Origin of the sequence: Sphingobacterium sp. B16(2022) (genome assembly GCF_012030425.1) — a bacterium.
In the GTDB taxonomy this organism is placed as follows: domain Bacteria; phylum Bacteroidota; class Bacteroidia; order Sphingobacteriales; family Sphingobacteriaceae; genus Sphingobacterium; species Sphingobacterium anhuiense.
Window position 1 is genome coordinate 924,588 of sequence record NZ_JAAUVN010000002.1, and the last position, 23,766, is coordinate 948,353.

Below are 23,766 nucleotides of genomic sequence, written 5' to 3' on the forward strand. Positions count from 1 at the left end.
AAATGCGCACATTTTTGAGAAAATTAGCAAGTTAAAGTAGCTTGTTAAATCATAAATTTGAGTAACCAGTAATTAAGCACAACGACCTAATAATCATTCAATAATTATTTCGAGGAATTATGGTTTAATCTTAGAAAATATGATCGTTTTGGGGTTAAAAGAGAATGATACTGATCACAGCATTTTAGGTTCGTGTGGAAAATATTGAGATTACAAAATAAGAATTGAATTGATTTTGATGGGAGCCTAAGTTCATGGTTTGTAGTCGTCCCATCTTTAAATATAGTGATATAGATATTAATGATTATACGTTTTTTTATTATGAAGAGAACTTTATTGTTTGCAGGTTTATTAATGACCATACAGATGAACTTTGCTCAAGATTGGAAGCCCGCAGGTTCGCATATTTTAACTTCTTGGGGGGAACAAGTAAATGTTGAAAAGCCACATCCAGAATATCCGAGACCACAGCTCGTCCGATCGAACAATTGGCAAAATTTGAATGGACTTTGGAAATATGCCATTACACCTGTCGATGCTCAGGCTATTCCAACGCAATGGGAAGGTAATATTTTGGTACCATTTGCTGTTGAATCATCTTTGTCTGGCGTAGGGAAAGAAGTGGGAAAAGATAAAGCGTTGTGGTATAGTAATAGCATTACTTTAGATAAAGCAGTTCAAAAAAATAAGATTTTACTTCATTTCGGTGCCGTAGATTGGCAATGTGATGTATTTATCAATAACCAACTGGTCGGTAGGCACGAAGGGGGATTCGATCCCTTTACGATGGATATCTCAAAATTTCTTAAAAAGGGATCGAAGCAGGATATTGCTATTCGGGTATGGGATCCTACCGATGATGGGCCACAGCCACGCGGTAAACAAGTAAAGCATCCTAATGGAATCTGGTATACACCTGTGACAGGTATATGGCAAACAGTTTGGCTAGAGAGCGTTTCTCAAAGTCATATTGTAAGTACTAAGCAAACTCCGCAATTGGATGAGGGAAGCTTAACCTTTGAAGCTTTGGTATCCGGAGGTCAGCCTGGCGATCAGATCAAGGTGAAAGCTGTGGATGGCAGTCGTATTCTGCAGGAGCAATTAGGTGAGCCAAATGTGGCTTTTAAGATTGCTGTTCCAAATGCAGAGGAGTGGTCTCCTTCTAATCCTAAATTGTACGATCTGGAAATTCAATTGTTACGTAAGGGTAAAGTAATTGATCAGGCTAAAAGTTATTTTGCGATGCGTAAGATATCGATGCAGCAAGATAAAGATGGTATTCAACGATTAATGCTTAATAATAAGTTTACATTTCAGTATGGTCCATTGGATCAAGGCTGGTGGCCCGATGGTCTGCATACAGCTCCTTCAGATGAAGCGTTGAAATTTGATGTGATCAAAACTAAGGAAATGGGTTTCAACATGATCAGGAAACATATTAAGGTTGAACCTGCACGTTGGTACCGTCATTGCGATAGTATCGGTATGTTAGTTTGGCAAGATATGCCAAGCGGTGATCTTGGTGGAAATAATTGGGATATGCAACCCGGAAAAATTTCAGGAGGTGATCGTGACAAGACGCGTTCGGCAATATCAGAACAGTATTATCGTAAAGAATGGAAGGCGATAATGGAAGTTTTGCATAATTTCCCAAGCATCGTCATCTGGGTGCCTTTCAATGAGGCTTGGGGACAGTTTAAAACTAAGGAAATTACAGAATGGACAATTGCAAATGATCCATCTCGTTTAGTGAACAGTGCCAGTGGAGGGAATTTCATGGAAACTGGACATATTCTTGACATTCATAATTATCCAGATGCTGCTATGCCTGATCCTTCTTTATTTGGTGCAAATCAGGTTTTAGCATTAGGTGAATTTGGAGGTTTAGGCTTACCGGTTGAGGGGCATTCTTGGCAACAAAAAGACAACTGGGGTTATCAAAGTTTTAAAAATAAAACGGAGTTATTGGATCGTTATAAAAGACTTATTCATGATCTAAACCGTTTGATTCCAATGGGATTATCAGCGGCAGTTTATACGCAAACCACAGATGTGGAAGTTGAAACAAATGGACTAATGACCTACGATCGAAAAGTAATAAAAATGCCTGAAAGTGAACTGAAGGCAATTCACAAACCTTTATTTGAGTTTTTAATTAAACGTTAGTGTGTATTAGGTTGCTCTACTTTTGTGCAAGTGGAGTAACCTGATTCATGAAGATAATAAATTGAAAATTTATTTAAGTAATCCATCAATATATTCATAATGAAATTAAAATATGTCGCTATAGCTGTTCTGTTGTGTCAATCGCTTTTTTCGTCGGCGCAACATAATCCAGTCAAAAATAATTTGCGCGCACCTGCTTTTCCTCTAGTCACCATTGACCCCAATACCAGTGCGTGGTCGTATAGTGATGAACTTTATGGTGATGTTGTGCGGCATTGGACCGGAAAAACTTTTCCGTTGCTTGGCGTCATAAAAGTAGATGGTAAAGCCTATCGTTTTTTAGGTAAAGAGGAAATAGAATTAGAACCTATCGCACGAATGGGAGAAGATGATCACTGGAAAGCGCCATACACAGAGAAGGAACCTTCTGCCGGATGGAATACCTTGGCATTTGATGAAGCGAACTGGAAAACAGGGATTGCGCCATTTGGTACAAAAGATAAAGAATCTCATGCGAAAACAGATTGGCAAGAGCCTAAGATATGGGTTAGAAGGATTATCAACTTAGAAAAAGATTTAGCGGGACAGTCTGTTTATATTGAATTTACCCATGATGATGATGCAATTTTATATGTTAATGGAATAGAAGTCGTTAATACCGGAAATAGAACCGGTAAAAATAATCGCGTCAAACTCTCAGATGAAGTTGTTAAAACCCTTCGGAAAGGGAAAAATATCATTGGAGGTTACTGCCACAACAGAGTTGCAAATGGCTTTTTTGATTTTGGCTTATTTTTAGAAAGAGAGGGGAGTAATCATTTTGATCAGGAAGCAAAGCAAGAAAGCGTTGATGTGCAAGCAACACAAACTCATTATGTTTTTGACTGTGGGCCGGTAAAAGTGAAAGTAAGTTTTACTGCTCCTATGTTTTTGGATAATTTGGATTTACTGACACGACCTGTCAATTATTTATCTTATCAAGTTGAATCAAAAGATGGTAAAAAACATCAAATCGAATTCTATCTTGAAGCATCTCCAAACTGGGCATTAAATTCGCCATTACAAGAATCTGAAAGTAGTGAATTTAAAAATGGATCCTTACAATACGTAAAAACAGGAAGTAAGAATCAACAGATACTGGGTAATAAAGGTGATGACTTGCGTATTGATTGGGGATATTTTTATATGGCTGGAGATCAAAAAAATACCAAAGCAATGATTGGTGATAGCCATGATTTAAGGAAACAATTCTTAAAATCAAATCACGTTATTCAAAGCTCTGTTTCAGGGAAGCAACTGGCCCTGCGTCAGTCATTCTCCGTAACGTCCAAATATAGTGATAAGATACTTTTAGGTTACGACGATTTATATGCGATTCAGTATTTTAACGAAAACTTACGTCCTTATTGGAATAGAGATGGCCAAAGTACCATTGAAAAGCAATTTGATTTAGCAAATAAAGAATATAGCAAATTAATAAAAGCCTCAGATCAATTTGATGCCCAATTGATGCAAAGCGCGATCAAGGCTGGTGGTAAAGAATATGCAGCATTATGCGCACTTGCGTATCGTCAAGCGATAGCTGCACATAAATTGGTAAAAGCACCAAATGGTGATTTACTTTTGTTATCGAAGGAAAATGATAGCAATGGATCTATTGGCACCGTCGATATTACTTATCCCTCAGCACCATTATTTCTATACTATAATCCTGAACTGGCAAAAGGTCTTATGAATTTTATTTTCTATTACAGTGAAAGCAATAAGTGGACAAAACCTTTTGCGGCACATGACGTGGGTACCTATCCGATAGCAAATGGGCAAACCTATGGCGGAGATATGCCAGTAGAAGAGTCTGGCAATATGTTAATATTAACTTATGCTATTGCTAAAGCAGAAGGCAATGCTGCTTATGCAAAGAAACATTGGAAAGTCTTATCTACCTGGGTAGATTATTTGGTAGAGAAAGGACTTGATCCAGAAAATCAGTTATGTACAGATGACTTTGCAGGGCATTTTGCTCATAATGCCAACTTATCGATTAAAGCGATTTTAGGAATTGCTTCTTATGGTTATTTAGCGGAGATGATGGGTGATCAGCAAACCGCTGATAAGTATCTCAATCAAGCAAAATCAATGGCTAAGAAATGGAAGACAATGGCACAAGACGGTGATCATTATAAACTTACCTTTGATCAATCTGGTACGTGGAGTCAAAAATACAACATGGTCTGGGACAAAATATTAAAAATGAAAATTTTTGATGAAGATATTCGTACAACTGAGATCAAATACTATCTCACAAAGCAGAACATTTATGGTCTTCCATTGGATAACCGTCAACAGTATACAAAAACTGATTGGATTTCTTGGACTGCAACAATGGCCGATGACAAAGAAACCTTTGAAAAATTCATTAGCCCAGTATATCGTTTTATGAATGAGACAGTAGATCGTGTACCCATGTCAGATTGGATCTATACAGATAAACCTAAACGCTCAGGTTTTAAAGCTAGATCTGTAGTAGGTGGTTATTTTATCAAAATGCTGTCAGAAAAAATGGAAAAAGTAAAGTAGATTTAGATAGGTTGGTTTGTAGGGCCTTGTGTATACCTGTATGCAACAAGGCCCTTTTTTTAATGCAGGCTCAACCTACGGACATATTATTCATTTATCATGTATCAATTAAATGTAACCGGTCGTTTTTTAGTACTTATATGTACTGTTTATTTTTCGATTTCGTGTAGTAGTTTAGGATTGCGGAAGAGCAATCTGACCGGTGGCAGTGATGCTACTACTGGATCTAACACGTATTTGAATCCAGTATTTGAGCCCATACTTGCGGATCCAACAGTACTTAAAGATCCGAAGTCAGCCTATTTCTATGCGTATGGTACTGCTGATAATTGGGGAGATGAACACGGAGAACGTCTCGTATCTATATTACAATCTAAAGACCTTGTTCATTGGAAATGGATAGGGACAGCCTTTCAACAGAAGCCATCATGGAAAATGGCTGGAGGAATCTGGGCACCTGATGTTATCAAGCTAAAGAACAAATATTTGCTGTACTATGCATTTTCCACTTGGGGAGATTCCAATCCAGGAATAGGTGTCGCGGTTGCAGATCAACCTATTGGTCCATTTTTAGATCAAGGTAAATTATTCGATAGTCAAGAAATTCAAGTTCCCAATTCTATAGATCCCCATTTCTTCTCCGATAAAGGCATTAATTATCTGTTCTGGGGAAGTTTTAGTGATGCTGATACGCAAGGTACATATGGAATACCGTTGACAGATAATGGATTAGCTATTTCCAGTTTACAGAAAAAGTTTAAAGTGGCCGCAGGAGATTTTGAAGCTGTTATGATTCATAAACGTAGAGGGTATTATTATTTATTTGGTTCAAAGGGTTCTTGCTGTGAAGGAGCCAAGAGTACTTATCATATTATGGTGGGGCGTGCAAAAGTATTGCAAGGCCCATATTTTGATAGAGAGGGGCGAGATTTGAAAATGAGGGGTGCTGGCACGCTGTTGCTAGAGGGTAATGACAACTTTGTAGGTACAGGGCATAATTCTCGTATCATGACCGATGAGAATGGCATTGATTGGATGCTGTATCATGGAATAAACCCAAAGCAAAGCCGTGTATCTTCAGGAGGTAACAGACGCGTTCTGCTCTTAGATCAAATTAAATGGGTCGCCGACTGGCCTATAGTAGAAAATAATACCAGTAGCCATTTAACTAAGGAAGCACCATTTTTTAGAGCAGTACAATAGTCGACAGCACTATCTAAATTTTTAATCTATAGAGTTCGTAATACTAGCACTTAACAATCACTAGCTGTTAAGCTCCTTTCATATCTAGTTTTTTGTCTCGTTATATTCACTTGAAGATCAGTTGAGTTAATTTTAAAATTAATAATTACACTTTTTGGTAAAATTTGATAAATTCAATTTTACTGAAGTAATGAGTTGTTTTGACCAGGTGATGGATGCAGATTAAGACGAACTCGCAATTGATAAATCTACCCATTTTGTTTCGTACATACTCACAATTTCAACTGCTCTTTTGAGACCGTTAAAGAGCGGTTTTGTGTTTATCTGATGTATATATTCTCATGTACGAGAAGCTATTCTTTACTGCCTTTTATAGAATTCTTTTTTGTGTAAAAATCGATAAACTTACTTCCTTTGGATGGTCTTTATTCATTTATTCTTTTTTTTAACCAAGTTTTTATCCTCGGAAATCTTGTTTGAAAATATATTCAACATGTCGTTTTGTTTATTTATGATACTAATTAGCAGACTGTTGAGATGAATTGGTAGTGTCATGTTTTTTGTATTGATTAATTTTGATTAATCAATTATAGCATTAAACCTTCTAATATAATTAGAGACTTTATTTGAAACCACATGTATTCTGAGGTTAGGGAAATAGCGATTTTTATAAAATTATAGCTACTATTTTTTTGACCATTATCATATAGTTCTATACTGGTATAGCAGTTATAAATGTCTTCACCTGGTTTTTTAAAAGATCTAAATTACAAGAAGTAAATTAAAAATGTAGCAGTTTATATATCGTTAAAAAGTGGAGACCGTATTGAGGTCCTTTTTTTAATTTAAAAAGCTAATACCATTTAGCTGTGGTGATATTATTCACTTATGTTATTTGTATCGATGATAATACTTTAAATACTGAGAATAAATTTTAACCAAATTATATTTTATGATAACTAAACAGTTTATTAACAGCAATAGGTGTCTCCTAAGCAATATGCTATGGACATTTCTTGTACTTATTTTTGGATTGGGGGGCTGTAAGGATGATATTAAAAATGTCACTGAGGCGTTGCCTTTTGATCCAGCTAAACCTGTGGTTGTATCTGATTTTAGTCCAAAAGCGGGAGGTATGGGGCAGCGCCTTGTTATCTATGGACAAAATTTTGGAAATGATCCCACAAAGATAAATGTGCTTATTGGAGGAAAGCAAGCAAAAGTCATTAGTGCCGTCGGAGAATCACTATACTGCTTGGTCCCAAGGCAAGCGTTTAATGGGGACATTGAAGTGCGGGTCGGAGATCCAAATAAACAAACTATTGGTAAATCTGCAAAACCTTTTGACTACCAGCGCAAAATGGTTGTATCTACCATTATAGGATACCGAAACTCGCGGGGGGATGAACCGTGGAGGGACGGAAAATTTAAGGATGCAGACCAAAGTAAAATGGCAAGTGGATTCTGGGAGCCTTCTTTTATGAAATTTGATCCTGTGAATCCGAAGCATCTCTGGATGACATTCGATAATAACAATGGACTTTACTTGATCAATTTTGCAGATAGTACCGTAACAAAAAAACGTTCTGATTTTGACCGTCCCCGTAGTATTGATTTCACGGTTGATCATAAATATATGATTATCGCAGAAGACCGCGGCGGAGAAAATGATCGAGCAACTTATCGATTATCGCGTGATAGACAGTGGCAGGATAGGGAGGTGCTGACCACCTATAGGCAGTGTAATGGTGCCTCTGTTCATCCTATTAATGGGGAGATGTATTTTAATAGTTATGAGAAAGGACAATTTTTTCGTTTCGATCTGAATAAATATTTTAATGAAGGTCTTGATGTTAAAGGCTACGAACAATTATTTGTCGTGCATGATCCGCAATGGGAATATAAGATTTTGATTCATCCTACGGGAAACTACGCATACATTGTTGTCATTAACCAGCACTATATCCTTCGTGTCGATTATAATTGGGAAAAGAAACAGTTTAATCAACCGTATTTGGTTTGTGGTCAACTTAGAGGAGCTGGTTATGAGGATGCGGTAGGTTCTTCTGCAAGACTGCGAAATCCTTATCAGGGAGTCTTTGTTAAAAATCCGAAATACGTCGCTGATGGTAAGACAGATGAATACGATTTTTATTTCACAGATCAGCAGAATCATGCTATCCGTATCTTGAAACCCGATGGGAGTGTGACGACTTTTGCAGGAAGGGGCAGTTCCAGTATCAATGCTAATCCATATGGCTATGTAGATGGAGACCTGAGACAGGAAGCACGTTTTGACAGACCTTCTGGTATCGCTTACAGTGAAACAGAAGGTGCATTTTATATAGGAGATCAATCAAATCGCCGTATCCGTAAAATCGCACTTGAAGAAATGGATCAAAGTATTAACGAATAATCAGTGGTTTTAATGATGAAAAAATTCTTAATAATATGCATGTTGCTGTTCGGCTTCACCTGTAGTCTTTTGGCTCAAGAGATCGTCGAAGTAACTGGTGTCGTCACGGACGCCCAAAAACAACCTTTAGTAGGGGTTAGTATTTTTGTAACCGATTCACCTGGATTAGGTACGGTTACCGATAATAATGGTCGGTATAAAATCAAAGTAGAACGCTATAAAAGATTAACATTTTCTTATATCGGATATATTAAACAAGACCTGCTGATTAAAGATGTCTTTGTTATAAATATGGCATTGGAAAAATCAGAAACAAGTGTTCTGGATGAAGTTGTAATCACAGGAACTGGTGCCCAAAAGCAATTGACTTCTACAGGAGCTGTAAGCAGTGTAAATGTCAATGACTTGAAATCCAATCCAACTTCGAGCTTATCCAATGCATTAGCAGGAAATGTACCGGGTGTGATGGCCATGATGCAATCTGGACAACCGGGTAAAAATATTTCTGAATTCTGGATTCGCGGTATTTCAACTTTTGGTGGTGGCACAGGTGCACTCGTTTTGGTTGATAATATTGAACGTAATATCAACGATATCAATATTGAAGACATTGAATCCTTCTCCGTGCTCAAAGATGCTGCAGTTACTGCAATATATGGTTCTAGAGGTGCAAATGGAGTTATTCTCATTACGACTAAACGAGGTAAGGAGGGTAAAATTAATATCAATTTTAAAGATGAAACAATTTATAATACCCGAACGATAACTCCTCAATTTGAAGATGGAGTTACTTACGCTAATCTCTTAAACGAATCGCGGATCACGCGTAATCAGGCACCCATTTATCAACCTGAAGAATTAGAAATTTTGAGATTAGGACTGGATCCAGATTTATATCCAAATGTAGATTGGCAAGATCTGTTACTCAAAGATGGTGCGATGACCTATAGAGCCAATCTGAATATGAGTGGCGGTGGCCCCACAGCGCGCTATTTTGCTTCAGGGAGTTATGTTGAAGAAGGTGGGATGTATAAGATCGATGAAACATTACGTAATGATTATAATACCAATGCAAATTACAAACGTTGGAATTATCGTTTGAATACTGATTTTAATATCACAAAAACTACGGTAGCTAAAATTGGTGTTGCAGGATCGTTAGATAAACGAAACAGCCCAGGAATGGGGGATGATGATTTCTGGGGGGTACTCTTTGGGTATTCGCCCATCCGTACACCTGTTATGTATTCGAATGGTTACGTACCTGCGATCGGTACAGGGAATCAGACTAATCCCTGGGTAGTAGCTACGCAGACGGGCTTTAATGAGAATTGGACCAATAGTATCCAGACAAATGTATCTATAGAACAAAATTTCGATTTCATTACTAAAGGACTTCGGGCTAGGGGAATCGTCGGTTTTGATACCAACAATAAAAGTAATATATCCCGTCGTAAATGGCCTGAGCAATGGCGTGCTGAACGTGCGCGCGATGAAAATGGAAATCTGATTTTTACGCATGTATCCAATCCCAGTGAAATGTTTCAAATGAGTGGAGCTGAGGGAGAAAGACGTGAATTTCTGGATTTAATGTTCAATTATGATCGAAGCATTGGCGATCATAATATAGGTGGGGTAATCCGTTTTACGCGTGACGCCTTAGTAAAAACCGTAAACATTGGTGATGATATTAAGAATGGTATATCGAGAAGAAATCAAGCACTCGCAGGACGGGTAACCTATAATTGGAAAAATAGATACATTACCGATTTTAATTTTGGTTACACCGGTTCCGAAAATTTCGCTATTGGACAGCAGTATGGTTTTTTTCCAGCAGTTTCTGCAGCCTGGAACGTATCAGAGGAATCCTTTATCAAGGAAAACTTGGATTGGGTCAATATGTTTAAGATCCGGTATTCATGGGGTCGCGTCGGTAATGATCAATTAAAAGTAGGTAATAATCAGGAAAGGTTTCCTTATTTATATACGATCGAAGAAATCTGGCGAAGGAATAGTGACGGAAGTTTTGCTTTAGATGGTGCAGGTAACAGGATACCAGATGGGGGTTACCAATGGGCCGATTATGGTTTCAATAGGTACTATCAAGGAATGAAATATGCGCAAGTAGCGTCTCCATATGTGACCTGGGAGATGGCAACGAAACAAAATCTAGGATTCGATATTTCACTTTTTAAAGATAAGATTGTTGCTAATCTTGATTTCTTCAATGAGGAGCGTACAGGTATATATATGGAACGCAGATTTTTACCTGCGATCGTTGGACTTGAAAGTACGCCTCGTGCCAATGTAGGCGCGGTGCAGTCACGGGGTTTCGATGGTCGATTTGAATATAAGCAAACGTTAGGGGCTTTCAATATCACTGCAAGAAGTAATATTACCTATAGTAAGAATATCATTTTAGAAAAAGATGAAGAGAATAATGTGTACGGTTATCAGAATGAACGCGGTTTCCGTGTTGATCAGGCTAAAGGATTAGTTGCTTTAGGTCTCTTCAAAGATTATGATGACATCCGCAACAGTCCGAATCAAACTTTCGGAAATTATCAACCTGGAGACTTGAAATATAAAGATATTAATGGTGATGGAGTGATTGATGATGGTGACCGTGTACCTATTGGTGCTACCAGAAGACCAAATTTGATTTATGGTATCGGTGCTTCGATCAGTTGGAAAGCGATTGATCTAAATGTCCATTTTCAAGGAGCGGGAAAATCTACTTTCTCCACCTATGGAAAAACTGTGCACGCATTCAGTGAGGGCGAGTGGGGGCAAGTTATGAAAGGCGTAATGGGCGATAACCGTTGGGTTTCTGAGGATATTTCAGGAGATCCAGCGACTGAAAACCCAAATGCTTCCTATCCACGTTTAAGTTATGGCTATAACGCTAACAATTTTAGAGAATCTACCTACTGGCTTAGAAATGGTCAATATCTTCGTCTTAAAACGCTGGATATCGGTTACTCTATTCCTAAGTCATTAGCTAATCGAATCAAGACTAATAACATTCGAATTTTTCTTGTTGGAAGTAACTTGTTGACCTGGTCAAAATTTAAGCTTTGGGATCCTGAACTCGCGAGCCCTAGGGGTGAAGACTATCCGCTTCCGAAATCATTTACGTTAGGCATTAATGTTAATCTATAAATTGAATAAAAATGCAAAAGAAGATATATTTCATGCTATTATTTGTGCTGTGCACAACTTTTATTTCCTCCTGTAAAAAGAATTATCTGGAATCTGATCAATATTTTAAGGATCGGATCACGATTGAAAAAGTCTTTAAGAGTAAAGTATATACAGAGGAGTGGTTAGCACATGTTTTCCAAGAGTTTAAAGGAGAGAATGTTGACGTTGCCAGCAAGGGGCTCACGCCCCATAATTTTGCAGATGATATGTATTATGGTGATCGGGATCGTGATTTTGATCCTTCAAAGACCGAACTATCCTATAATATGTTCAAAATGGGGATTTATACTGAAAATGATAAGCAAGGTAGCTGGACGCAGTGTTATCGGGGCATTCGCAATGCCACTACTTTTATTCATCATGTGTATATGAATACAGAAATGACTGCTGCTGAGATCGAAGATTATCGCGGGCAAGCTCGTTTTGGTAGAGCTTACCTCTATTGGTTACTCTTGCGGAAATACGGTCCGATTCCATTGTTACCTGATGAAGGAATTGATTATACACAAAGTTATGATGACATTGCTACAGCACGCAGCACCTATGAGGAGTGTGCTAAATTTATTGCTGATGAGCTATTATTGGCGGCTAAAGAAATGGAAAAGCTAGGTATGAATCGTGGTCAAGATGGTTCTGCTCGCCCTAGTTGCGGTGCCGCATTGGCCACACGTGCTAAAGTATTGCTGTATGCGGCAAGTCCATTAGCCAACGGAAATACGTCAAGCTTTTCAGTGAGATTGGTCGATGATGTCGGTAAGCGGTTGCTTTCAGTAGATTATCAAGATGAGAAATGGGCTCTGGCTGCAGCCGCTGCGCGAGATGTGATTGAATTAGGCGTATATCGGCTGTATTGGGTTCCAATCCAAGAAACTGGTGATGATGCAACTGTAGTTCCGCCAAATGATAATAATTTTTCAGGAAAGAACTGGCCGGAAGGTTGGGCAAATATTGATCCTGCCAAATCCTATGCGCAAGTGTTTGACGGTACTTTGCAAGCCTCAGGAAATCCGGAACTTATTTTCACTAGAGGTAATAATCAAGATGGTGAAAGCGTAGCAGATATGGTTATCCATCAGTTGCCTCGTTCTGCAACCGGATGGAATACGCATGGTCTTACACAGAAGCTCGTCGATGCATATTATATGAATGACGGAAAAGATATTCCAGGTAAAGATAGTGAGATCGGACGTGGAAATGGAACAAACCGGTTAAGTGGTTATGTATCAGCTGATGATTATAGCAAAGGTAAATATAGGCCATTGAGAGAAGGTGTTTCTTTGCAATATGCCAATCGAGAGCCTCGGTTTTATGCTTCTGTTGCTTATAATGGTAGCTTCTGGACTTTACTGAATGAGACCTTGGAACGCAATCGCAATCAGCAAGTGTTTTATTACCGCGATGATACAAAGGGTAATGGCTTCAACTCATCCAATGCATACTGGCTTCGTACGGGTTTTGGAGTGAAAAAATTTGTTCATCCAAGTGACACTTATGAGGGGGGGAGTGCGTCACGCGTTATTTCAAAAGCTGAACCTGCCATTCGTTATGCTGATATTTTATTGGTCTATGCCGAGGCATTAAATGAATTAAGTGGTTCCTATAATATTCCTTCGTGGCGCGGTACAACTTATGCGATCAGTCGCGATATTAAAGAGATACAGCGTGGTACTCATCCGGTTCGTATTCGTGCTGGTGTACCAGACTATCCTGCTCAGGTGTATACTAGCAAAGTGGAATTAAGAAAAACTTTGAAACGAGAACGTTTTATAGAATTGATGGGAGAGGGACAGCGTTACTATGATTTACGTCGTTGGATGGATGCGCCTGTTGAGGAGGCTTTACCAGTTTATGGGTGTAATATTTTGATGAATGTTAAGGAGCGAGATCTCTTTCATAGACCAGTAGCCATATGGACACTTAAAACGACCTTTGCGGATAAAATGTGGTTTTGGCCGATCAGTCATAGTGAGCTTAAACGTAATAAGAGATTGACTCAAAATCCAGGATGGACTTACAATGATTAAAGATATGTGATGCTTATGCATATGAGCTAAGCGGTATAACACAGTGATGGAATATTGTAAAATTAGTTGATGCATGCTTTTAGATCGTAAATAATATAGTACTTAAAATAAATGCCTTTAAAAAAAAAGAGTGTTACTAAACTCTTGTATGCCCTTTATAATTTACACTTATAAAAATAAATTGTCCAATGAAAAAAAGATATATACAACTCTTGTTACTCTCTTTGCTGTTCTTATTTAGCGGCTGCAATGATGAATGGAAAGATGAACAATTTGAAAATTTTGTGTCATTTAAAGCACCTTTGACAATTGAGGGTGTTTCTAATATCTATGTGCGGTATAAAGGAGATCAGAAAACGACTTTCATGCTACCTATGATCGTTAGCGGATCGACTATCAATGATAAAAATATGACTGTTCAAGTTCGTGTGGATCCCGATACATTGAAGGTGTTGAATTATGAACGTTTTCAAAACAGGGAAGATTTTTATTACCGGGAGCTTATGAGTCAATACTTTTCAATGATTCCAGCAGTTCATATAAAAGCTGGTGAAAGCACTGCTTTAATGCCAATAGATTTCACGCTTAAAAATATTGACATGGTCGATAAGTGGGTTCTCCCATTAACGATCTTGGACGATGCGTCCAATGGATACAAAGCTAATCCTCGAAAACATTATCGTAAAGCTCTATTGCGTATCTATCCTTTTAACAATTACTCGGGAACCTATAGCGGTACAGCTTTGAAAACAAATATGGAGGGATATGAAAACGAAACTCCTATTGTTAAAAGTGAAATTCGGAGTTATGTCGTTGATGAAAATACGATTTTCTTTTATGCAGGAAACATAGATGAAGAACGACAAGATCGTGGTAAATATAAAATTTATGCAACTTTTAATGAAACTGGTGGGGTCAGCTTTCGTGCTGATAATGCCAACATGAATTTCAAAGTGAATAAAGATGCCAGTTATACTATTTCAGAGCAGATGGATGCGGTAAGGCCTTATCTACTGCACCGCTACATTGCTATCAATAATATTGACTATCAATTTACCGACTATACGATGGTTCCAAATGTTGCTATTAAATATAAGGTTACGGGGTCATTGATTTTACAACGGCGATTGAACACCGAGATTCCTGACGAAGATCAGTCAATCGAATGGTAAAGAAGGAACGATCGGATGTGTCGCAGAAAAACTAGTTTGGTGATTTAGTTTGTAGGAAAATGCGGAGCGTAAAAACTTCGCATTTTTTTTATTTTAACGGGCTAACATCATGGAAGATATTAGCCCGTTAATTTTAAAGGTTGCGTTTTTATCATATTGTGAGAAACAGTAACCATGTCTGGCTTTTTTATTTGGTTGTTCAATTATTCATGATTTTGAATCGGTTCGTTTGTTTGCGCTAAACGTTGGGAACCATTATTTGCAGGACATGAGATATCGTCTGTCGCATCATAGATTAATTTTTTACCTGGTTTTATTAATTCTTCAGGTACATAAATTTGAATACGGGTTATGCTATATCCACTAGGGAAATAACGAATATAGTAACCATCAGGATGTAATGTCCAAATTCCACTTGGTGTATCTGTTCTTGGCATAGCCATACCCGCCAAAATTGCATATTGTTCAAATTCTTCATAGGAGTAATTACCTGAAGAAACTAGGCTTCTAATATTATTTTCAGCTTCAAAGACTGCGCGCAGCGATGCAGGCAATTGTTCTTTGGCAGCAGCCATTGCATCAAAAGGTAAAATTCCAAGTGCGCCCCCTTCTAGTTGCAAAAGTTGTTTAGGTGTTAGCAATGTCAATGCTGTTTCTTTTACGGAGCCAGCGTAATCGATAAATTTTGTTTTAGCTATTATTGTCCATAAAAGCATCTGAATATCGCTTTGTTTTACTTCGGGATGTTGTTCAGCACTTTTAAGTATGGCTGTAACAACTTCTTTTTTCTTACCTAAGGTGGGTGCATACATATAACCATCTCCCGATGATGGCGCATGAGTGCCCGCTTTTAAGCAGTAGCTTTTGTTTGTCATCTCGAAATGACCAGCCTGTAAAATATAACCATCTTTGGCGTTTCTGGGAAGTTCCTGTAATGGCTTATAATTTGCATCTTGTTGAAAACTTGGCATCTGCTCACCTTTTCTATCTACATCTTCAAAATTTGTGGATATCGCTTCGGGTTCTTTGAGTAGTTTGTCCAAACCTAGTGCTTGTGTGCCTTTACTTGTTGCTACTTTTCCTACTTTATTGAGAAAGCCTCCAAGTTGTGCGGTTGCAAGCTCAGTTGTGAGTATAAAACTTAACAAAAGTGATAGTTTTAATACCATTTTTTGAATTTTCATAGTTTTTCTATTTATGGTTAGTTTTTGTCTATTTCAAAAGCTTTGTTCATCATCTAGTTTTATCGTACTCGTTGACTTGTTTCTAGATAAGTAAAGATAGGTATCCTTTATTATTATGGAAATATAAGAATTGAAAAAACATTAACAAGTCCACAGAAGTCCTATGTTTATTGGATATAGATCCAGTGTAGCCAGTCTTTTTCCAGTTCCTTTATTGTATTTTTAATCAAGTTGAACTTAAGTTTAGGATATTTATTGTGTATGTATTACTTCAATTGATAAGTCTGGCTAAATACTTTTGAAGAGAAATAATACGGAAATCTAGAAGTAGGAAAATTAGCTCCGAAAGGCTCCTGTTTTTTCAGTATTTTCTTTTGAATGGAGAACAGTATGATGGTAGGGGTAATAGAATATTGACTTGTCTTCTTAGTCTAAGTATGAATTGGTAAGTTGTTTTTTTGTTAAAAAACAAAAGGTTTTCAAACGGGGAGAATGAAAACCTTTATAACCAATTATAAACCTAAATTATGATGACACAAATATAGTGTTATTTGTACACTAAGACAAATTTTTTTTAATATTTTTTTCGAATTGTATCCTATTTTGATTTAACCTTAATTTTTACGGGTTATTCGTTTCTTTTTTATTTCTTTGCAGTAGCGTTTTCTTTGTTTGATTTTGGGATAAGGTATTGCTTGCTATTTTGAAAACAGATTGAATATTATGCTTAGCATAAAGCATCTTATACGTTATTGATGGAGAAAAATGCGCACTATTACTTTTTACCCTGTTTTATTATAGTACCATTTGAATTATATTCAATGAAGGTAAAGTGGGGTTATCATATCAGTAATAGTTGAAAATATAATAAGTGAAAAATATTGGAGGTTATAATGTATTTATCATCACCGTATGTTTTTTTTAAAAGATTAGATGATGAAAACATTAAAAGATTTAATAAATAAGGATGGATTTGGTTGGGCACTTGTACAAAAGTGGATGGAAAATTCAAAGAATACCTTTGAAACTTTGCCAAGAGTTTCTAAGCGAGCTGATGAGGAGTTGTTACGCTTGCAGATTTCAACTAAATCGCCGATGGGGGCTATTGTTTTTGAAACAGGGGGTATTCTAATTGAAAATGGATGGTTACGTATCTTAGGTTCGGGTTCCACAAAGCTGAATAGAGGTATGATGGAGTGGAATAAAGGTAAGACCTATGTCAATGAAGGAGAGAAAGGGGGCTTCTTACTGATTGCTGATGATGTTTTGGGTGGATATTTTGCAATTAATGCTGGGGAGCTGGGGGAAGAGATAGGTGAAATATATTACTTTGCTCCAAATACTTTGCGTTGGGAAAGTTTGGAATGCGGTTACGCAGACTTCATTAATTGGTCATTAAATGGAGACCTTGGTTTATTTTATCAAGACTATCAATGGGATGGTTGGAAAGCAGATGTTGCAACGGTTGAAGGAAATCAAGTGTATTCTTTTGATCCCAATCTGAGTGTACCTGAAAAGAATAATAATATACGAAGGAGCAAAAGACTAATTTTGATTGATGAACATGTCAAATTAGCATTGCAGTCTATATAATCGTAACGTATTGTGATTAGTCTTTTTCGGCATAATTGCTCTTGTGAAGATTCGATCTTTCATAGTTAGTCGCTGGATATTTTGTTATTACACAGTAGGTAGTGAAAAAATTATCCAGCGATTTTAGTATAGAATGAAATGTTTGTTTAAAGGAATTGAAACGTGAATTTTAACGTTATAAGTTTGGTTTTCTGTTAAAAAACAAAAGGTTTTCAAACGGGGAGAATGAAAACCTTTATAACCAATTATAAACCTAAATTATGATGACACAAATATAAGTGTTATTTTTACACTAAGCAAAATTATTTTAAATTTATTTATTCAAATTGCACAAATATGACTTTTGATTAGGTAAGCGTAGATGTTCAACAGTTGTATTAAGTGATCATTATTTATTATTAGGTGTATGAATAATAAGATTAAAAAACAATTTCCAGTTAAAACAGTACAGCCTGTCCTGGATCAAAACTATTGGAATACGAAGTGGCAGAACAATCAAACCGGTTGGGATATCGGTTATGCTTCTCCGGCTATTACCGCGTATATGGCGCAATACCCTAATAAAAATGCGGCAATTTTAATAGCGGGCTGCGGAAATGCCTACGAAGCGGTCTACTTATTAGAGAATAATTTCACTGACATTACTTTAATTGATTTTGCTGAAGAAGCAGTTAAAGGATTGATTGAAAAATTTGCGGGATATCCTGCTATAAAGATTCTTTGTACAGATTTTTTTGAACACGAGAGGCAATATGATCTGTTGTTGGAACAAACTTTTTTTTGTGCGATTGCACCGGAAAGACGTGCCGATTACGTGCAAAAAGTATTATCCTTGCTGAAACCACAGGGTCGGATTGTTGGTTTACTTTTTGATAAAGCATTTGAAGCACCTGGGCCTCCTTTTGGAGGTGATGTTGTTACTTATGAAAAGCTTTTCAGACCTTTTTTTTCCATCGACAAAATGGAAAAGTGTTACAATAGTATTTCACCAAGAGCAGGAAAAGAGATTTTTATTAATTTTTCAAAACCTTAATCCAATTATGGAATTCTATGAGAGCAGGCGCATAAGAGCTTACACGGGTTTTCTTCCATATAGTAGCAATCGTTTAAAGGCATATATGGCTGGAAATTTGGGAAATTTTTGTTCGATACGACTTTTATAAACCGTAATAAACTCTTCTTTTTGATCCTCCTGTAGTTTGTCCAGATAAGGAATTAAAGCAGAGCCAGAAATAAAGTTTAGTAATTCTTGTGAACTTTGTGCAATTATGGGATATACTTTTTGAATAATTTGCAAATTTATCAATCCTGCGTCATACATAATTGCCGCATATTGATCTATTGATAACATTGGTGATTCTCTTTTCCATCCACTGAGATAGTCATTAAATGGCTGTTCTTGTACTAATGTTAATAAAATTTGATTTAAGATATTATCCGATTGCATCGGCATTTGAATTGCAATTTGGCCATTGGGATTTAATAGCGACAAAAGATCGGGAAATAAGGTTTGATGGTTATCAGACCACTGTAATGCCGCATTGCTAAATATCAGGTCCCATTTTTGTTTTGTATCGAGGACATCCTCAGTAGTAGCTATTTTAAACGCTAATCTGTCATTTTTAAATTGTGAAGACTCCGATAACATCGCTTCTGAAGAATCAACACCTACAAATTGCGCGTTTTTTAACTTGTTGGACAGGATAAAAGTTTGTTCACCTGTACCACAGCCAATATCGATACAATTTTGTTGTGGTTCTTCAGTAATAAAATTGATTAAATCGTAAAATGGTTGATTGCGTATATCTTTAAATTGATTGTAAATTTGGGGATTCCACTTCATATTTTTCTATGTTATGATTGTCAATACATCTTTGTAATCTAATTTAACTAAATTTTGATTGATAAACACTAATTATATGTTCAGCTTTTGTTTTTCTTTTTTTTTTGGCTATCAATTACAATTTTTTCTATGTTGAAAACTAAGTGTAAACAATTTATATTTTTTTGATAATAAAATTTTATTTTCAAATTGCTTGATTTTAAGTTTGTTATTTTCTTTCTTTATATCGAAAGTGACATATTGTCAACTTTAAATAAGTTATTCAGACATTTTGTCTATGTATTTTTTGTTTTAATGTTTTGGTATGGGAATTGAAATACTGATGTAAATTGATTAATAAAAAATAAAGTATAAACATAAAAGGAGGACAAAAAATGGCATTAATTAAATTTCCAACAAAAAGCTTGAATACTGATTCTGTAAATCCATTTGTAAGTACAGTGTTTGATAATTTGTTTAACGATTCTTTTATTTCGGATCGTCTGATTTCCCGCGTTCCGGCGGTGAACATTTCGGAGACAGAAAAGGCTTTTCGTATTGAGCTGGCTGCTCCAGGTTTAACGAAGTCTGATTTTAAGATCAATGTAGATAAAAAAATAATAACTATATCTGCTGAGAAAAAAGAAGAGTCAGTAAGTGAAGAGAAATTATTTAGTAAAAGAGAGTTTAATTACACTTCTTTTTCAAGATCTTTTGCATTGCCTGAAACGGTAGATCACAGCAATATTGACGCGGTCTACGAAGATGGTGTTTTAGTAGTGACAGTGGGCAAGAGAGAAGATGCTATTGTAGCAAAAAGATTAATAGAAGTTAAGTAATATGTGTTTATTGAAAAAAGCTTCAAGGAGTAAATTCCTTGAAGCTTTTTTTATTCTAAAATTTCTGTGTAATCGTCCGCTTTAGGAATTTTATCCATAAAATGATTCCATTCTTGAGGAATGAATGTTAATTTTCTTTTTTCTAAATCTAGCCAAGCACCATCGACATTAATGGTAGCACTTTTTGTTCCATCTGCTTTAAAAACGATATGCCTAAAAGAAAATCGGCTATTGGAAATATTGAATTTGGTTAATTCTACTTCAACATAAATTTCTTCATCGAGATGAATTTCTCTATGATATAGTAGCTCTTCTCTAAATAGGATGGGGCCTATGTGATGTTTAGCAAATTGCTCTAGAGATAATCCAATTTTATTTAACATATTGCTTCTTGCTTGTGCACAGAAGTCTGCATATGCGGAGTGACGTAAATGCCGATTTGGATCAATCTGCGCCCATAATACCTGACCTTTAAAAAATATTTTATCCATACGATGATATTTTTTGTTTTCAACCTAAAATAGTGAATAAAATGCAAAAGATTCTTTTTTTTAAATATTGACTGTAACATTTTCAAAAATGCGGTACTAATCCTGTATATTAAACTTAATTACATTAAGAGGCTACACGATTAATGATAAAGCCAGACGAACAGCAATTTTTAAAACAGATAGAGCAGAATAAAGGTGCTATCATTAAGGTGTCTCGAATGTATATGGACAACTTAGAGGATCAGCAGGATTTATTTCAGGAAATTGTTATGCAGTTATGGCGGTCTTATGGCTCCTTTAGGAAGGAGAGTTTATTTTCTACCTGGCTGTATCGTGTGGCAATTAACACTGCCCTCATGTATTTCAAAAAGGAGAAACGCCGGCCTGATCAGCATGAGCTTACTGTTGATATTGATGTCGTAGATGAATTTGATTCGGAAAGAAAAGAGGAGCAGTTACGTTATTTCTATCAAGCAGTTCAACATCTGAATCCTGTAGAGAAAGCATTAATCTTTCTGTTTTTGGAAGGACAAAGTCATCGCGATATTTCTATTAATCTCGGTATCTCTGAAGTAAATGCACGTGTTAAATTGAACAGAACCAAAGAAAAATTGCAACAGATTATTAAAACACAAGGTTATGAATTTTGATGAATTAAAAGAACAATGGAATAAACAAGCGGAAAATAATTTTGAGATTGATCCAAATCTTAATCATTATAAATCCGTTGGTAGCATTCTTGTGAAACTGAGGAGAAATATTAAAATGGAATTTTTCTCATGGTTGTGTGCAATTACATTTTTGATGTTATTGCCCAACATTGATACCTATATGATCACAGGATATACAAAAGTTGCCTATTACTTTTTATTACTTCAAATGTGCATATCCAGTCTATTTTACTATAAAAAGTTTTTTTATTTTTATAAAACCACAAAGCAATTTGAACTATTAAGTTCCCGTGAAAATCTGTTAAAGTTGTATTACGATTTAAAATTTTCGATTGAAACTTATAAAATGTCTTCTTATTTATTAGTTCCTCAGGGAATTCTTATTTGTTTCATATTTTTCTCTTTAGGTCATTCTGCGGAGTGGGCAGATAAGATTTATCATTTTGGTGCTACTTGGGAAAATGATTCCTCGTTTATCATATTTTTTATTCTTGGGGTTTTTGCAGGTTTGATTTGTTTGGTTGTTTGTATTGAGTCTATGAGTTATTACTACTATGGCAAATATTTGAAAATGATCAAAAAAAATATCGATGCCCTAGAGGAAGAGTAATTGTAATAAAACTGTTTTATTTTGAGTTATCAATCTTTAAAAGAGTTTCTCAATTCGATTTGTGGGCAAGGTTTTTGTATCTTGATGATCTAATCGAATAAAAGGTTATGATGCAGCATTCAGCTAAAAAAATACAGCGTAGTTCTCATATCATTAGCGTACTTGCTAAATATGGATTTCGCGATATCTTAAACAGACTCCCCTGGAATACCGGTAAAACTTCTTTAGAAATAGGTGTTGATGTCGAGAATATTTCCGTTTACAGACGTATTCGAATGGCCTTGGAAGAGTTGGGGCCAGCATTTGTTAAGCTTGGGCAGTCTGCCTCTACACGCGAGGGTTTATTGCCACAAGAGCTTATTGAAGAATTGAAGTTTTTGGAAGATCGTGTTGATCCATTTAGCATTGATATCAAAAGTTATATTGAAGAGGAACTGGATATTATTTTTGATGATCATTTCGCTTCTATTGATCCAGAACCTTTTGCCGCCGCTTCTATTTCCCAGGTTTATAAGGCGAAACTCATGGATGGAAAAGATGTTGTTGTTAAAGTTCGTAGGCCTCAAGTCGATGAGATTCTGAAAACGGATTTATCTTTAATGCGAGATATTGCCCGGATTTTGGTAGGCTATAGTGAACCTTTGCACAACCTTAATTTACCATTAATTGTTGACTCTTTTGCAACCACCTTGGTTCAGGAAATTTCGCTGTTAAATGAACGTCATAACATAGAGCGTTTCGCCAAAAACTTTAAGGGCAACAGCAAAATCAGTGTTCCTAAAGTTTATCCGAAAATAAGTTCTGATCGTATCCTGACAATGGAATTTATGGACGGTGTTAAAGTGACGGATAAGGAGAAGTTGCAGTCTATGGGGCTTGATTTAGAGGAGATTGTAGATAATGGCATCAATCTTTATTTAGAACAGGTGATCGTACATGGTTTCTTTCATGGCGATCCTCATCCTGGTAATTTACTTGTGCTTCCAAATGGTAAACTAGCTTTTATTGATTTTGGAAATATGGGTAAATTGTTAGGTATAGACCGACAAAATTTAGAAGAGTTTATCCAGGCGGCAGTTTCTTCCAATGCGATGCATCTAGCTGATACGATAGAAGATGTGGCGGTTGTGAGTAATATTCCTGATCGTGCTAGATTTGAACGTTCTTTGTATGAGATTTTTGATCTGATTGATAACGTCTCATTGGGAGATATAAGTTTGGAGTCATTATTTGATAAATTATGGACGATCATTGGGGATAACCGTCTTTATTTTCCTGAATATATCTATCAGCTTATTCGAGGCATATCATTAATGGAGGGAATTGGCAGACAACTCAATCCAAACTTGAATATTATGAAGAGTATAAGACCGTTTGCAAACCGTATTATGCGGGAGCGAATGGATCCAAAATATTTATTTGAAAAAGGGAAGAATAAGGCTTTTTCTTTTGCTCGTGATATTGAAAAACTTCCTGATGATCTTAGAGGCTTATTTAGGCAAATAAAGCTTGGAAATTTCACGCTTAATCACCACTTGATCAGTGCTAAGTCATTTACCCAGATCTTAAGAAAAGGCGTTAACCGTATTGTAATCGGAATTATGGTTTTGTCCTTGAATATGCTTGCAGGTATGGTTATTATCGCGCATGTTGAGCCTAAATTTTTAGGAATTCCAGTTTGGGCATGGGTGTTTTTAGGAACTTCTTTTTCTTTATCGATTTATCTATTTATAGCTATGATACGTGCTAAAAATCGAGATTAGTCAATAGAGGTTAGACATGATATAAAATAAT

The 23,766-nt window shown here is 36.3% G+C and carries 16 protein-coding genes; 13 read left to right on the plus strand and 3 right to left on the minus strand.

The window, feature by feature from the left end; all coding sequences use genetic code 11:
* Nucleotides 1–321: 321 nt before the first annotated feature.
* From HCX49_RS13990 to HCX49_RS14020, 7 genes are all read left to right on the plus strand, one after another.
* Nucleotides 322–2,166, plus strand: coding sequence for a glycoside hydrolase family 2 protein (locus tag HCX49_RS13990; RefSeq protein WP_132770150.1), 1,845 nt, complete (start codon nt 322–324; stop codon nt 2,164–2,166).
* Between the two features lie 99 nt (nt 2,167–2,265).
* The gene (locus HCX49_RS13995; RefSeq protein ID WP_168127436.1) at nt 2,266–4,743 is read left to right on the plus strand and encodes a glutaminase family protein; all 2,478 of its coding nucleotides are present in this window, start codon (nt 2,266–2,268) and stop codon (nt 4,741–4,743) included.
* 99 nt (nt 4,744–4,842) lie between these two features.
* On the plus strand, nt 4,843–5,946 hold the full coding sequence (locus HCX49_RS14000) for a family 43 glycosylhydrolase (RefSeq protein ID WP_168127437.1): 1,104 nt from the start codon (nt 4,843–4,845) through the stop codon (nt 5,944–5,946).
* A gap of 952 nt (nt 5,947–6,898) precedes the next feature.
* Nucleotides 6,899–8,362, plus strand: a complete 1,464-nt coding sequence (locus HCX49_RS14005; protein WP_206368482.1) for an IPT/TIG domain-containing protein — start codon at nt 6,899–6,901, stop codon at nt 8,360–8,362.
* A gap of 12 nt (nt 8,363–8,374) precedes the next feature.
* Nucleotides 8,375–11,524 carry a SusC/RagA family TonB-linked outer membrane protein gene (locus tag HCX49_RS14010; RefSeq protein WP_237682804.1) on the plus strand — a complete coding sequence of 1,050 codons (3,150 nt, stop codon included), beginning with the start codon at nt 8,375–8,377 and terminating at the stop codon, nt 11,522–11,524.
* An 11-nt stretch (nt 11,525–11,535) separates the two neighbouring features.
* Nucleotides 11,536–13,590, plus strand: a complete 2,055-nt coding sequence (locus tag HCX49_RS14015; protein ID WP_168127438.1) for a RagB/SusD family nutrient uptake outer membrane protein — start codon at nt 11,536–11,538, stop codon at nt 13,588–13,590.
* A 188-nt stretch (nt 13,591–13,778) separates the two neighbouring features.
* Nucleotides 13,779–14,762, plus strand: coding sequence for a DUF4973 domain-containing protein (locus tag HCX49_RS14020; RefSeq protein ID WP_132770142.1), 984 nt, complete (start codon nt 13,779–13,781; stop codon nt 14,760–14,762).
* A 203-nt stretch (nt 14,763–14,965) separates the two neighbouring features.
* On the opposite strand, the gene HCX49_RS14025 is transcribed toward HCX49_RS14020, so the two are convergent.
* Nucleotides 14,966–15,946: a hypothetical protein gene (locus HCX49_RS14025; protein WP_132770140.1), complete on the minus strand. Its 981-nt coding sequence runs from the start codon at nt 15,944–15,946 to the stop codon at nt 14,966–14,968.
* A gap of 933 nt (nt 15,947–16,879) precedes the next feature.
* Between HCX49_RS14025 and HCX49_RS14030 the strand changes: the two genes are divergently transcribed.
* A complete protein-coding gene (locus HCX49_RS14030) occupies nt 16,880–17,539 on the plus strand; it encodes a DUF2625 family protein (RefSeq protein ID WP_206368484.1) in 660 nt (219 codons plus the stop codon).
* Between the two features lie 406 nt (nt 17,540–17,945).
* Entirely contained in the window at nt 17,946–18,572 is a 627-nt protein-coding gene (locus HCX49_RS14035; protein WP_132770138.1) for a methyltransferase, read from the plus strand.
* 39 nt (nt 18,573–18,611) lie between these two features.
* On the opposite strand, the gene HCX49_RS14040 is transcribed toward HCX49_RS14035, so the two are convergent.
* A complete protein-coding gene (locus tag HCX49_RS14040; RefSeq protein WP_168127439.1) occupies nt 18,612–19,382 on the minus strand; it encodes a methyltransferase domain-containing protein in 771 nt (256 codons plus the stop codon).
* Between the two features lie 374 nt (nt 19,383–19,756).
* On the opposite strand from HCX49_RS14040, the gene HCX49_RS14045 reads away from it, so the two are divergent.
* Nucleotides 19,757–20,200, plus strand: a complete 444-nt coding sequence (locus HCX49_RS14045; protein WP_021191225.1) for an Hsp20/alpha crystallin family protein — start codon at nt 19,757–19,759, stop codon at nt 20,198–20,200.
* A 50-nt stretch (nt 20,201–20,250) separates the two neighbouring features.
* On the opposite strand, the gene HCX49_RS14050 is transcribed toward HCX49_RS14045, so the two are convergent.
* The gene (locus tag HCX49_RS14050; RefSeq protein WP_132770134.1) at nt 20,251–20,691 is read right to left on the minus strand and encodes an acyl-CoA thioesterase; all 441 of its coding nucleotides are present in this window, start codon (nt 20,689–20,691) and stop codon (nt 20,251–20,253) included.
* A gap of 143 nt (nt 20,692–20,834) precedes the next feature.
* Here HCX49_RS14050 and HCX49_RS14055 point away from each other — a divergent pair, with 143 nt between their 5' ends.
* The 3 genes from HCX49_RS14055 to HCX49_RS14065 all read left to right on the plus strand — a co-directional run bounded on the left by HCX49_RS14055 (nt 20,835) and on the right by HCX49_RS14065 (nt 23,735).
* The gene (locus HCX49_RS14055) at nt 20,835–21,341 is read left to right on the plus strand and encodes an RNA polymerase sigma factor (protein WP_021191223.1); all 507 of its coding nucleotides are present in this window, start codon (nt 20,835–20,837) and stop codon (nt 21,339–21,341) included.
* Nucleotides 21,331–21,972 carry a hypothetical protein gene (locus tag HCX49_RS14060; protein WP_168127440.1) on the plus strand — a complete coding sequence of 214 codons (642 nt, stop codon included), beginning with the start codon at nt 21,331–21,333 and terminating at the stop codon, nt 21,970–21,972. The genes HCX49_RS14055 and HCX49_RS14060 overlap by 11 nt, the downstream gene beginning before the upstream one ends.
* A gap of 107 nt (nt 21,973–22,079) precedes the next feature.
* Nucleotides 22,080–23,735, plus strand: a complete 1,656-nt coding sequence (locus tag HCX49_RS14065; RefSeq protein ID WP_168127441.1) for an ABC1 kinase family protein — start codon at nt 22,080–22,082, stop codon at nt 23,733–23,735.
* The last annotated feature ends 31 nt before the right edge of the window (nt 23,736–23,766 follow it).